A 12,231-nucleotide genomic window follows, 5' to 3' on the forward strand; every position below is an offset into this window, starting at 1 on the left:
GGAAGAAGCATATACAATCTGCCTCTAGCCCCCAGTCCCTAATCCTCACCCCCCAATCCCCATGTTTCTAGTTACTGGAGCCACCGGAGATCTCGGCACCCGCGTCGTTAAGCGGTTGCGAGAAGAAGAAAAACCCGTCAGAGCCTTCGCGCGTCTGACCTCGCGCTATGCAGAACTTGAAAGTCGTGGCGCAGAAATTTTTGTTGGCGATCTGTTGAAAGAGCGAGATATTCAAAAAGCCTGCCAGGGCATTCGCTATGTGATTAGCACTCACGGTGCAAGCGAAGCCGGTGGTGGCACTGCTGAAACGCTGGACTATCGCGCCAATATTGACTTAATTGATGCAGCAAAAGCTGCCGGAGTTGAGCATTTTGTCTTCATTTCCGTGCTGGGAGCCGATCGCGGCTATGAAGACGCACCGACATTTAAAGCAAAGCGGGCAGTTGAAAACTACTTGCAAGCTAGCGGACTCAACTACACAATCCTGCGTCCATCCGGCTTTGCTTCTAACATTGTGCCCTTGGCAGAGCGGTTTAAACAATCCGGCATTTATTTCACCATTGGTGACCTGAGAATTCGCTCGTCGATCGTCAGCACCGATGATTTAGCCCGAATTGCAGTAGATTCCGTAGCCATTGACGCCGCCCGCAATCAAATCTTTGCGGTTGGTGGGCCAGAGATTATTGAGCGAGGCAACATTCCAAAAATCTTTGAACAGATTTTTAATCAGGAACCCGTTGTAATTAATCCGCCCATTGGCGCTGTGGATGGGATTCGCACCGTCGTAGGATTCTTTAATCCTGAAGCAAAGCAAGCGCTGGGAACTTTTCGGACATTGCTCTCGAATGAGTTTTACTGCACTGCTACCGAAATCGAGCGATTAGAATCGGTCTTCAACATGAGAATGGAAACCCTGGATAGTTACATCAGACGGTATGTGCCAGCTCAGGCTTAGGCACCAAAGCCACCACCACCGGGAGTTTCAATTACAAACAGATCACCTGAATGTACCTGTACTTCTGCCTTACCGGGTAGAGAGGCGATCGCCCCATCCTTTCGTTCTACAAAGTTACGACCGATCGCCCCAGGTTCACCTCCCTGCAACCCAAAGGGGGGAATGATCCGATGCCCTGAGAGAATTGCGGCAGTCATCGTTTCGCGAAAACGGATACGGCGAATCACGCCATTACCTCCCGAATGGTGTCCTTTGCCGCCACTGTTGTGCCGAATTGCAAACTCTTCTAGCAACACGGGAAACCGCCATTCCAATACCTCTGGATCGGTGAGTCGTGAGTTAGTCATGTGAGTTTGCACGGCATCGGTTCCGTCAAACGTTGCTCCAGCGCCAGAGCCACCACAAATAGTTTCGTAGTATTGGTGCTGCTCATTGCCAAAGGTGAAATTGTTCATCGTGCCTTGGGCTGCCGCCATAACACCGAGAGCACCGTAGAGTGAGTTGGCGATCGCCTGTGAAGTCTCCACATTTCCCGCAACTACAGCAGCAGGATAATGTGGATTTAACATGCAGCCATCGGGAATGGTAATTTCCAAAGGTTTCAAGCATCCCGCATTGAGCGGAATATCATCTTCCACAAGGGTGCGAAACACATACAAGACAACCGCTTTGCAGATCGCCAGAGGTGCATTTAGATTGCTCTGCTGTTGGGGTGAAGTGCCTGTGAAATCAACGTGGGCAGAGCGATCGCCCCGATTAATCGTAATCTTCACGCAAATCTCGCAGTCGTCATCCATTGGATAAACAAACTGTCCATCCTGCAATACATCAATCACTCGTCGCACGGACTCTTCTGCATTGTTTTGCACATGCTGCATGTAAGCCCGCACTGTTTCTAAACCATAGTGTTCGACCATTCGCAGCAATTCCTGTGACCCTCGCTCATTCGCAGCAACCTGAGCCTGTAAGTCAGCAATATTTTGTGAAACATTCCGAACCGGATACTCCCCAGAAGTGAGTAGATCAACTAATTTAGATTCACAAAACTCTCCTTGATTCACAAGCTGAAAGTTATCAATTAACACTCCTTCTTGCTCCATTGAGGTGCTGTGAGGCGGCATAGAGCCAGGAGTAATCCCACCAATATCAGCGTGGTGTCCGCGAGATGCAACGTAGAAGAGAGGAGTAGAGGGATGGGAAGTTGCTATAGTGGCAAAAACGGGAGTGATAACGGTGATATCAGGAAGGTGAGTGCCACCGTTGTAGGGGTTGTTGGAGACGTAAACATCACCGGATTTGAGAACATCACTTTTTGCTTGAATCAAACTGCTGACGCTCTCGCTCATAGAGCCGAGATGCACTGGAATATGAGGCGCGTTGGCAACCAGTTGACCGTGCTGGTCAAAGATGGCACAGGAGAAATCTAGCCGCTCTTTGATATTGACGGAATAACTGGTGTTTTGTAATGTGATGCCCATTTCTTCAGCGATCGCCCGAAATAGGTTGTTGAAAATTTCCAGAAGAACAGGGTCGGGTTTGCTGGAGGTTGAGGGTTGGGAAATGAGAAGGGGTTCGTCTTTTGTTCGTTGTTCTTTGCTCTTTGTTTGGGTTAACACCAAATGGTTTCGCTGGGTCAGTTCTGCGCTCCAACCAGGTTCGATGACGTTAGTGCCAGTGGGTTCAATAATTAGGGATGGACCGGGGAGGCGATCGCCTGGTTTCAGGTCTTCTCGCTGGTAAACCGGGGTGTCGTGCCAGGTGTCGTGAGTGTACATCTGGACAGTGGCGATCGGGTTAAGCGGAGTAGTTCTGCCCGTAGGGAGCAGAGGTTCGGTGAGTGGCGTGGTTCGTCCAATTGCTTCCACTGAGACAGCTTCCACAATCAGGGCTTTGTGAGGCATGGTGAAGCCATAGCGCTGATGATAGGACTGCTCAAAGTGAGTTCGTGTCGTGTCTGCATCACCAAAGTCTATGATCAGGGCAGAATCCGTTCCTTCGTAGCGAAGGTGAGTTTTGAGCAAGGTTTGGATGCGATCGCCACTCACTCCCTGTGCCAGGATTTCCTGCTGAGCTTCTGCACTCAACTCCTCCAACATCTGCTTTAGCGTAGGAATTGTATCTGGAGTTAAGCGAACCTCTGCTGCTTTTTCTTTGAGGGTACGAAGGTCAGCTAAACCAATACCATAAGCTGACAGTACGCCTGCATAGGGATGAATAAAGATTTGCGTCATGCCTAGCGCTTCAGCAATCAGGCAGGCATGTTGTCCACCTGCGCCACCAAAGCAGCAGAGAGTGTACTCAGTTACGTCATAACCCCGCTGAACCGATATCTTTTTGATTGCGTTAGCCATTTTGTCGATGGCGATCGCCAAAAACCCTGCCGCCACTTGTTCTGAAGTGCGGGAATCACCTGTTTTGGAGTGAATTTCTGCACTCAACTCAGCAAACTTTTGCTGCACAATGGCATTATCCAAAGGCAAATTCCCTGTTTCACCAAACACATGGGGGAAAAACTCTAGCTGAATTTTGCCTAACATCACATTACAGTCGGTCACTGCAAGTGGTCCACCCTTGCGGTAGCAGGCTGGGCCAGGGTTTGCCCCTGCGGATTCTGGTCCAACTCGATAGCGAGAACCATCAAAAAACAGAATTGAGCCTCCCCCTGCCGCAACCGTGTGAATCGACATCATCGGGGCACGTAGTCGCACACCGGCTACTTCTGTTTCAAAAGTGCGTTCATACTCCCCGTTAAAGTGAGAGACATCGGTGGAGGTGCCTCCCATATCAAAGCCAATAATTTGATTGAATCCTGCGGCAGTGCTGGTTTTGACCGCTCCTACAATTCCTCCAGCGGGGCCAGAAAGGATACTGTCTTTGCCTTGAAACAGTCGGGCATCAGTGAGTCCTCCATCCGACTTCATGAACTCCAGTTTGGTAGAGTGAGTTTCTGTTTTGGTGAGGTTGGCTGCGACCTGCTCTACATATCGCCGCAAAATTGGAGACAAATAGGCATCAACAACGGTAGTATCTCCTCGACTCACCAGTTTCATTAACGGACTCACTTCATGGGAAACAGAGATCTGAGTGAAGCCGATTTGTTGGGCGATCGCCATCACCTGTTGCTCATGTTTGGGATAGCGGTAGCCATGCAAAAACACAATCGCACAGGCACGAATGCCATTTTCAAAAGCAACTTGCAATGCTTGAGTTAAGCGGGCTATTTCTTCAGGGCTGATGGCAATGAGTTCTTCACCTTGTGCCGTGTAGCGCTCCTCGGCTTCAATCACCTGTTCGTACACCATTTCGGGTAAAACAATATGACGCGCAAAGATATTTGGACGATTTTGATAACCAATTTTCAGGGCATCTCGAAAGCCTTTTGTGATTAACAGAAGAGTGCGATCGCCTTTTCGCTCTAACAGGGCATTGGTCGCTACCGTTGTTCCCATCTTCACCACCTCAACCGCTCCTGATGGAATGGGTTCATCAGAGGCAATTCCTAAAATGTCTCGAATGCCTTGGATCACTGCATCCTGATATCGTTCTGGATTCTCTGACAACAGTTTGTAGACAATCACCCACTGATGATCAGGCAGCGAGACAACCTGAAACCGTTCAGGAGAATGAGAGAGGTGACGGGCGATCGCCTCATCATCCGTCACGGCAACCAAGTCAGTAAACGTACCCCCGCGATCGGCAAAAACTTTCAGCATAGAGCAGTGCTCACTGGGCTAATGCCATGACAATTTCACTTGATTGTATGACACCTGTTGAAAATCACCGCAACATGCTGAACGACCAGTAATTCGAGGGTTGTCAGCGCTGCAAAATTAAAAATGTTGAAATCCTTGATTGAGGTTAAGGGCAACATCAGGCTGTCCATTGCTCTGGCTTAACCAAACTTCGCTGCCTGCAACAATACTGCCAACAATCGCCGCTCCATTACCCAAACGCTGCCCTATCACCTCAGCCAGATCAGGAGGCAAACACAGCACCAGTTCAAAATCTTCCCCCCCGTACAAAGCCCAATCCAGCGCTTGCTCTGGAGAAAGCCATTGCTTAAAAGCAGACGGCATAGGAATTTTTGCCCTTTCCAACTTGGCTCCTACACTGCTAGCTCGACAAATTTGTAGGACGGCATCTGCTAGCCCATCACTGCTATCCATCCCAGCCAGCCTAAAGGGAATTTGGACGGGAGATTGGAGGGAATAAACCTCTTGCAAGATTGGCAGAATGTCTAAACGTGCAGCAGGACGTTGGTGCGCTTTGATGAGCTGATCGCGATCGCCCCCACTCAGCCCCACCCCCGCATCGGGATTCAGTAACAGTTCCAACCCAGCCCGCGAGGCTCCATGAACGCCCGTCACCAGAATTGCATCTCCCGGTTGCGCCTGAGAACGAAGGATTGCTTGATCCGGAAAGACCTGACCAAAGGCAGCAATTGCCACCGTTAACACCGTCGAGCGGCACACATCCCCACCCACAATCGGCGTATTGTATTGCGCCAAACAATCAGCTAGGCCCTGGTAAAGCTGTTCTACCCAGCTCACGGGCAAGTCTCCTGGCAAACCCAGCCCAACCGTAATTCCCAAGGGAGAAGCACCCATTGCGGCTAGGTCGGAGAGGTTGGCGATCGCCGCCCGCCATCCCACATCTGCCGGAGAAGTCGTATGCACACCCGGAGATGCCAGTCCCACACTGAAATGCACTCCGTCAACCAGGATATCGGTCGTGACCACAACCGACTGGCCCATCGCCACAGCCATCAGTGCTGCATCATCACCAACTACAGCAGGGGGGCAAAAACGCTGCAACTTTTGCAAAAGCGCCTGCTCCCCCAAATCACGAATCAACATGAGACAACTTTAAGCAGCTTGCGGCTCTACCAGATTTTCAGCGCCTTTGACGACTTTGGCAGAGATAATCTTGTCGCCTTGCTTGAGTTGTTCTAGAACTTCCTTATTCTCGATGACGTAGCCAAAGACCGCATAACGTCCATCCAGCAAATTCAGCCCAGCAGGAGTCAATTCTGGCTCAAACAGGAAGAAAAAGAATTGCGACGAACCTCCATTGGCATCCTCACCGGGACGAGCCATTCCCAACGTGCCGTAGGCAGAGAAAGGTAGTACGGGCTTATCCAGATAGCGTCCTGCATCCTCTAGCGTGATTCCATAAGTCGGCTCAGTGTCACCTTCTACCAAAACTTCCAAAGGAATTGCCCGATATTCACCCGTGTTCGGATCAATAAAGCCTTCTTCTTCTCCGGGTGGATCGCCGATTTGCACGACATAAAAGTCTTCTGCACGGGTAAACTCTAGCCCGTCATAGAAGCCACGCTGCACCAAATCGACAAAATTTCCAGCGGTGACAGGAGCACTATAGCCATCCACAACCAGCGTCATCGTGCCTTTACTGGTTTCAACCTCAACCGTGGCACGACCCTTAAGTTGGGGCAAATTGCTGTATTCAGCAGGCACCTCAAAGGGAAAATCTTGCACCATCAACTCTTCGAGCTGACCGACCATGTCCAACATTTTGCCCCGTCGAATCCAGATCGCTTCTTTGTCTTTGCTTTCGACGTCTTGCCGCATAGCGTTGATCTCATTCTGCAATTGCAGGACAAGATATTCTGCTTGAGGCTTGTTCTCATCGGGAACGGTAGTCAGCAATTCTGAACGACGCGAATTGAGAATTCGTTCGGCTTGAGCCAAATTGCCGTTGATTGCACCAAATCGTCTGCGCGCCCGCAGCACTTCCGAAATTTCTTCAATGCTGGTTTGAATTCGTCGCACGGCAGTGTTGTCAATCGGCAATGCATATCTAAGCAACGCTTTGCCATCAGTAATGGCATTACCAGGCGGCAAAGCGCTAATCAACACATCCGCTGAGGCTGGGCTAACGCACCAAGTTGTACTGAGTCCCAGAAACAGAGTAGCCTGCACTGCGATCAAGACTCCGGCTTTGAGGTAGGGGCTAAGGAAGCTGGCAAACCTCTTGCAAAGTTCAGTTGAACTCGTCTTGGGGGATTCACTAGCCGTTTTTGCAAGAGCGATAGTCATCAGAATTGCTTAAAGAACTCGGCATGAGAGCGGGGATTTTTTGGAACAACCCCATGTTTAATCTTGCCACAGTGCGGGAATGGGGAGAGGGAATGGCGATCGCCATTCCCTCTCCCCTAATCTCCAATCCCCAAAATGCTTCTCAGGAAAGTGAAGACGCACCCACTTGAGCGGTACAATAAGTTGCCAATTGTTCTCCTTCAAAAGATTCATGATTTCCAGCAATGACTTTCGCCCAGGTGTCAGCATTGAGCTAGATGGCTCCGTGTGGAAGGTGGTTGAATTCCTCCACGTCAAGCCAGGGAAAGGGTCTGCATTCGTCCGCACTAAGCTAAAAAATGCTCAGACTGGCAGCGTGATCGAGCGGACGTTTCGGGCCGGTGAGACGGTTCCTCAGGCAACGCTTGAAAAAAGCACAATGCAGCACACCTACAAAGAAGCTGACGATTACGTCTTCATGGATATGGAGACTTACGAGGAAGGACGCCTCAACGCCCAGCAGATTGGCGATCGCGTCAAATACCTGAAAGAAGGTATGGAAGTAAACGTTGTGCGCTGGGGAGAGCAGGTCATCGAAGTTGAACTGCCCAACTCTGTTGTGCTGGAGGTGACGGAAACTGACCCAGGAGTTAAGGGTGATACGGCAACCGGAGGCACCAAGCCCGCGATCGTTGAAACGGGTGCTCAGGTGATGGTGCCGCTGTTTATTTCAATTGGCGAACGGATCAAGATTGACACCCGCAATGATACATACTTAGGACGAGAGAATTAGTGGTTTAGCTGGGTGATGGCGACAGGCGATAGGCTAAAAGCGCCATAGCCCGAGCCTGTTGCCTGTTGCCTATTTTGAGGGGTCACATAAGTGGAATTTGATTTTAACGAACTCCGTCAACTGCTGGCGGTGCTAAATCAAACGGATATAGCAGAACTGACTTTAAAGAGCGATGACTTTGAGCTGGTCGTGCGGAAGGGCTCTCAAATTGGCGATCGCCCTCCAACCAGCGGTGTTGTTGGGGCAGAAGGCTTTGCGCCACCCGTAGCGATTTTGCATTCCCCAACTCCTGGGGCAGCTACGACGACAGCCGATGTTAGCGTCACCGCTTCAGTGCCGACCCCTGCCCCTCCTGCAAGCGATCGCCTGGTCGACGTGATGTCGCCTATGGTCGGCACCTTCTACCGTGCGCCCGGTCCAGACGAGTCACCTTTTGTAGAAGTGGGCGATCGCATTCGCCCAGGGCAAACTGTCTGCATCATCGAAGCGATGAAGCTGATGAACGAGCTAGAAGCCGAAGTATCCGGCGAAATTGTAGAAATTTTGGTGCAAAACGGAGAGCCCGTAGAATACGGGCAAGCTCTGATGCGAGTCAACCCTGGCTAGATTAAACATCAGCGGGTTCTAGCCGCAAGAATACTTCCTCAAATCGCCACAGCAAGTGACTACTCAAGTTTTGGGAATAGCTCCACCAGCCGTTCAGGGCAAAAATGTACTCCCTTGGTAGGCTACCTGCAGGGGCACGAAAGCCATATTTGAACGTATCCCACTGGAGCAGCCAAATATTATTTACATACCAGCCAATTTGCGCTCCAAATTTGCATTCACTCTTGCTTTGGGCAAACAGCCAGGAGTCTGTTTTGCAGTTTAGCTCACGCCAAATTTTGCTTTGAGTGCTAAACCCAAAGCGGCCATTGCTATATTTGACCCAAAGGCGATCGATCGCAGCAAGTGTTGCAACAGGCAAATTTCTCACATCTTCTTCACTGAGCCAACCCGCTTCTTCGCGATTCATAATCTTCAGCAAGATTGCTTTAGTCTCAAGGTCTGCATCTTTCCAACGACCCGATGCCATGAGTAGCTGCAAGTAACTTAAATCGGTTGATTGAGGTTGTGCTTGATAAGTTGTGTTTTCTTGATAAGCCGTGTTTTCTTGGTAAGTTGTGTTTTCTTGGTAAGTTGTGTTCTGGTGAGCCCAATCTGAATAAGTTGCGTTTTGGTAAGACGTATTTTGATAGTTCGGACTTTGGTAAGACGTACTTTGAGGATTTTGATAAGTAAAGTTGTCAGCAGAATTTTGAGGAGGCTCGTTGTAGCGGGGCTCATTATAGGGTGTTGAAAAGCCCATTTCAGGAGCGAAGTCATAGGACTTTAGAAAAGCATAAGCTGCATTAATTTCCTTCACCTTTTCCTGGGCTTTCTGCTGGAGCCTGGGATTGTGCGTGAAGCGGTCAGGATGCCAAACAACAATCAAATCCTTGTATGCCTGTTTCACTTCATGCTTTGATGCACCGGGCTTAAGGTCAAGAATCTGGTAGTAGTAGGCACAATCCATAAGAAATCAACTGAGATAGGGTAAATTGCTTGAAACTCAAACAGATTAGCTTTTGTAGTTTACAGACCAGGTTTATTTCAGTCCGGATATCCTCAAAAACTCAACTAGAATCTTCAAAGCTAGCAACTGCATCATGACAAAACTTAGGGCGATCGCTTCTAATTTCGTTGGCTACTTAACTCGGTTTAAGCCATTGAATACATGACTAATTCATATCAATTCCCTAAAGATTTGCTGTTAGAGAGTATGGTTTATGAATTTAATCGATCGCATCAGTTGGGCTGCCCTTGAGCGCATGATTCACACTCAGTTTCCAGCAGTTCGGCAAATTGAATCTGAAGAACTGGCAGCGAGACTAGAGCAGACAGATTTGCCCCAGCTAATTTTGCTGGATACGCGCAACCCGGCAGAATTTGCGGTTAGTCATTTAGCTAACGCCCGGCAAGTTGATCCTAAGCTGGAAATATTCGAGAGCCTAAGACTCCCTTTGAACACGCCAATTGTGACGTACTGCTCAGTCGGATATCGGTCGTCAGCGATCGCCTCTCGCTTACAAGCGGCGGGCTACTCCAACGTGGTCAACTTGAAGGGATCAATCTTTCAATGGGCAAATCAAGGCAGACCCGTTTACCGAAACGGACAGATTGTTCAACAGGTCCATCCTTACAATTCGCTCTGGGGAAGACTTTTAGATGCTAAATTTCATGCTTACGAACCGTAGTCAAACAATAAAAACTGCTATCGAATTTGCTCAAAAGCGTTTGCTCAAAATCAACAATTTATTCTGAGAAGATCAAGTGCATTTATGCAGATTTATCAGAAGCACATGGAGGAAATTTAGCTTTCGAACTTTTGTCGGTGGGATTCTCCAGACCAAAACAGACGGATATCTGTACCGGACCTCTTGGGACAAATTCGCCAAAATTAAGAAGTAACCGGAGGAACTTCCTATGACAAGCAACCAACCAGGCAATCAAAAATCTTTTGTTCAATCGATTTATCAGTGGTACCGCAGCACCATTCGCAATCCTAAATATCGCTGGTGGATCATCTTAGGAACTCTGGCTTACTTTTTCAGCCCCATTGACATTGCTCCAGATTTCATCCCGGTGATTGGGCAGATCGATGATGTAATGCTAATGACTCTACTGGTGTCAGAGCTATCTCAATTGATGATCGAGCGGGTTAGAAATCGCAAAGATGAAGATGCAGTTGCAGCAGGTAGCGATCGGGTCGCCTCAAGCGTAGATCAGGAACCTGTTACCGTTGATGCCATCCCCGTTGAGTAGCCGAACCTCCTAAAAATTTGAGATTTAACCTTCTGTAGAGACACGATTCAACGTTTTCCTTAATGAAGGGGACAGGGCAAAGCTCTGTCCTTTTTTTTGCCCAAATTTGTCCTAAAAGGATTGGCTAACCTGACGTTCTAGATGAGCCGCAATGCTCGCCTGTTTCTCTAAATCATCCGTCTCCAAATAAACTCGCATTAAAGGTTCTGTACCAGACGGACGCAGTAATACCCAACTGCCATCTTCCAGGTAGAGTTTAATTCCATCCTTGCGACCGATCTGCTTAACCCTGATTCCGGCGATGTCGGCTGGCGGATTTTGGCTGAAGGTATCCATCAGAGCTGCTTTGTGAGAATTACTCAGACGAAAGTCGAGCCGGTGTTCATAACGAGGGCCTCCTGCATCCGCGATCGCCTCTTCTACCAGTTGGCTCAGCGGTTTGCCTGCGTAGGCGATCGCCTCCACCACGAGCAGGGCTGCTAGTACCCCATCCTTTTCAGGAATGTGTCCTGCAATGCTCAGCCCGCCTGACTCCTCACCGCCAATTAGCACGTTGGCAGTTCGCATTTTTTCGCCGATGTGCTTGAATCCGACTGGCGTTTCATAAAGCTCCAGCCCATATTTCAGCGCTAAATTATCAAGCAGATGGGTTGTGGCAACCGTCCGAGCGATCGCCCCCGTCTTGCCCCTCTGCTCAACCAAATGGCGCGTCAGCAGCAGCAAAATTGCGTTGGGCGTGAGAATATTTCCCTGATCATCCACAATGCCAAAGCGATCGCTATCTCCATCGGTAGCGACTCCTAGAGCCGCCTTATCCTGCTGCACTGCTTTCACCAAGCCCCTCAATTGCTTGCCTTTGGGTTCAGGAATGCCGCCACCAAACAGCACATCTCGCTGCATATGGAAGGTTTCGGTCTGACAACCGCAGTGGCTTAACGCGACATCCAAATAGCCACGCGAAGTCGAGAACAGTGCATCATATTTGACCTGTAGATTAGCTTTGCAAATCCGCTCGACATCCAGCAGCGTGTATAAGAACCGGAGGTAGTTAGGTTTAGGGTCAAAGGTAGAAATCTGATCAGTCCGCTCGCCGCTGGGAGGTCCAGTCGATGCCCGATCAAGCTGAGCTACGATCGCGTCGGTAATTTTTGACGTAGCCGGGCCAGCATAGTCAGGGATATATTTGATGCCGCAATACACGGCTGGATTATGGCTGGCTGTGAACATGAGCGCGCCTGCCGAGTTGAGCAATTTGGCGCTGTAGGCGATCGCTGGAGTTGGGCAATCTCGCTCTACCAGTTTGACTGTCCAGCCTGCATCTGCCAGCACTGCTGCTGCTGTTTTGGCAAATTGATCGGCAAGGAAGCGAGTGTCATAGGCAATCAAAACAGGACGCGATTTGGAATAGGCAGTTTCTAGATAATGGGCGATCGCCCGTGTGACTCTACACACATTGGCAAAGGTAAAATCATCCGCAATGATTCCACGCCAGCCGTCCGTGCCAAACCAAATTTGGCTTGTATCGTTGGCTGCCTTCATTCTGCCTTTCCTCCCTCACCTGAGTCGAATATAGCGCTTTACGCTCGACTCTCCACTCGCCA

General features: G+C 49.5%; 10 protein-coding genes. 5 read left to right on the forward strand and 5 right to left on the reverse strand.

The annotated features are described in order from the left end of the window. Nucleotides 1-61 precede the first annotated feature (61 nt). Complete coding sequence (locus H6F88_RS17745; RefSeq protein ID WP_190644063.1) at nt 62-955, forward strand: SDR family oxidoreductase; 894 nt, start codon at nt 62-64, stop codon at nt 953-955. Here the strand turns inward: H6F88_RS17745 and H6F88_RS17750 are convergent. The 3 genes from H6F88_RS17750 to H6F88_RS17760 all read right to left on the reverse strand — a co-directional run bounded on the left by H6F88_RS17750 (nt 952) and on the right by H6F88_RS17760 (nt 7,014). Then, nucleotides 952-4,668, reverse strand: coding sequence for a hydantoinase B/oxoprolinase family protein (locus H6F88_RS17750; RefSeq protein WP_190644064.1), 3,717 nt, complete (start codon nt 4,666-4,668; stop codon nt 952-954). The genes H6F88_RS17745 and H6F88_RS17750 overlap by 4 nt on opposite strands. Nucleotides 4,669-4,785: 117 nt before the next feature. Next, nucleotides 4,786-5,811, reverse strand: coding sequence for a thiamine-phosphate kinase (thiL, locus tag H6F88_RS17755; RefSeq protein WP_190644065.1), 1,026 nt, complete (start codon nt 5,809-5,811; stop codon nt 4,786-4,788). Nucleotides 5,812-5,820: 9 nt separating this feature from the next. Continuing rightward, complete coding sequence (locus H6F88_RS17760) at nt 5,821-7,014, reverse strand: peptidylprolyl isomerase (protein WP_190644066.1); 1,194 nt, start codon at nt 7,012-7,014, stop codon at nt 5,821-5,823. Between the two features lie 211 nt (nt 7,015-7,225). Between H6F88_RS17760 and efp the strand changes: the two genes are divergently transcribed. Both efp and accB read left to right on the forward strand, forming a co-directional pair. Next, the gene (efp, locus tag H6F88_RS17765) at nt 7,226-7,786 is read left to right on the forward strand and encodes an elongation factor P (RefSeq protein ID WP_190644067.1); all 561 of its coding nucleotides are present in this window, start codon (nt 7,226-7,228) and stop codon (nt 7,784-7,786) included. Between the two features lie 90 nt (nt 7,787-7,876). Continuing rightward, nucleotides 7,877-8,392 carry an acetyl-CoA carboxylase biotin carboxyl carrier protein gene (gene accB, locus H6F88_RS17770; protein ID WP_190644068.1) on the forward strand — a complete coding sequence of 172 codons (516 nt, stop codon included), beginning with the start codon at nt 7,877-7,879 and terminating at the stop codon, nt 8,390-8,392. 1 nt (nt 8,393) lies between these two features. Here the strand turns inward: accB and H6F88_RS17775 are convergent, their stop codons facing one another. Then, nucleotides 8,394-9,341: a GUN4 domain-containing protein gene (locus H6F88_RS17775; RefSeq protein ID WP_190644069.1), complete on the reverse strand. Its 948-nt coding sequence runs from the start codon at nt 9,339-9,341 to the stop codon at nt 8,394-8,396. A 253-nt stretch (nt 9,342-9,594) separates the two neighbouring features. Here H6F88_RS17775 and H6F88_RS17780 point away from each other — a divergent pair, with 253 nt between their 5' ends. Both H6F88_RS17780 and H6F88_RS17785 read left to right on the forward strand, forming a co-directional pair. Next, nucleotides 9,595-10,062, forward strand: a complete 468-nt coding sequence (locus H6F88_RS17780; protein ID WP_190644070.1) for a rhodanese-like domain-containing protein — start codon at nt 9,595-9,597, stop codon at nt 10,060-10,062. Nucleotides 10,063-10,291: 229 nt separating this feature from the next. Continuing rightward, nucleotides 10,292-10,630 carry a YkvA family protein gene (locus H6F88_RS17785; RefSeq protein WP_190644071.1) on the forward strand — a complete coding sequence of 113 codons (339 nt, stop codon included), beginning with the start codon at nt 10,292-10,294 and terminating at the stop codon, nt 10,628-10,630. A gap of 111 nt (nt 10,631-10,741) precedes the next feature. On the opposite strand, the gene H6F88_RS17790 is transcribed toward H6F88_RS17785, so the two are convergent. Then, nucleotides 10,742-12,169 (reverse strand): phosphoglucomutase/phosphomannomutase family protein, encoded by a 1,428-nt coding sequence (locus H6F88_RS17790; protein ID WP_190644072.1) that lies wholly within the window; start codon nt 12,167-12,169, stop codon nt 10,742-10,744. Nucleotides 12,170-12,231: the final 62 nt, after the last annotated feature.

Origin of the sequence: Oculatella sp. FACHB-28, assembly GCF_014696015.1 — a bacterium.
Lineage (GTDB): Bacteria > Cyanobacteriota > Cyanobacteriia > Elainellales > Elainellaceae > JAAUTN01.

What these genes read in the sequence shown, in the direction of transcription:
- H6F88_RS17760 (WP_190644066.1), bottom strand. Translation starts at nt 7,014, where the DNA reads ATGACTATCGCTCTTGCAAAAACGGCTAGTGAATCCCCCAAGACGAGT.
- H6F88_RS17745 (WP_190644063.1), top strand. Translation starts at nt 62, where the DNA reads ATGTTTCTAGTTACTGGAGCCACCGGAGATCTCGGCACCCGCGTCGTT.
- thiL (WP_190644065.1), bottom strand. Translation starts at nt 5,811, where the DNA reads ATGTTGATTCGTGATTTGGGGGAGCAGGCGCTTTTGCAAAAGTTGCAG.
- H6F88_RS17785 (WP_190644071.1), top strand. Translation starts at nt 10,292, where the DNA reads ATGACAAGCAACCAACCAGGCAATCAAAAATCTTTTGTTCAATCGATT.
- H6F88_RS17775 (WP_190644069.1), bottom strand. Translation starts at nt 9,341, where the DNA reads ATGGATTGTGCCTACTACTACCAGATTCTTGACCTTAAGCCCGGTGCA.
- efp (WP_190644067.1), top strand. Translation starts at nt 7,226, where the DNA reads ATGATTTCCAGCAATGACTTTCGCCCAGGTGTCAGCATTGAGCTAGAT.
- H6F88_RS17790 (WP_190644072.1), bottom strand. Translation starts at nt 12,169, where the DNA reads ATGAAGGCAGCCAACGATACAAGCCAAATTTGGTTTGGCACGGACGGC.
- H6F88_RS17750 (WP_190644064.1), bottom strand. Translation starts at nt 4,668, where the DNA reads ATGCTGAAAGTTTTTGCCGATCGCGGGGGTACGTTTACTGACTTGGTT.
- H6F88_RS17780 (WP_190644070.1), top strand. Translation starts at nt 9,595, where the DNA reads ATGAATTTAATCGATCGCATCAGTTGGGCTGCCCTTGAGCGCATGATT.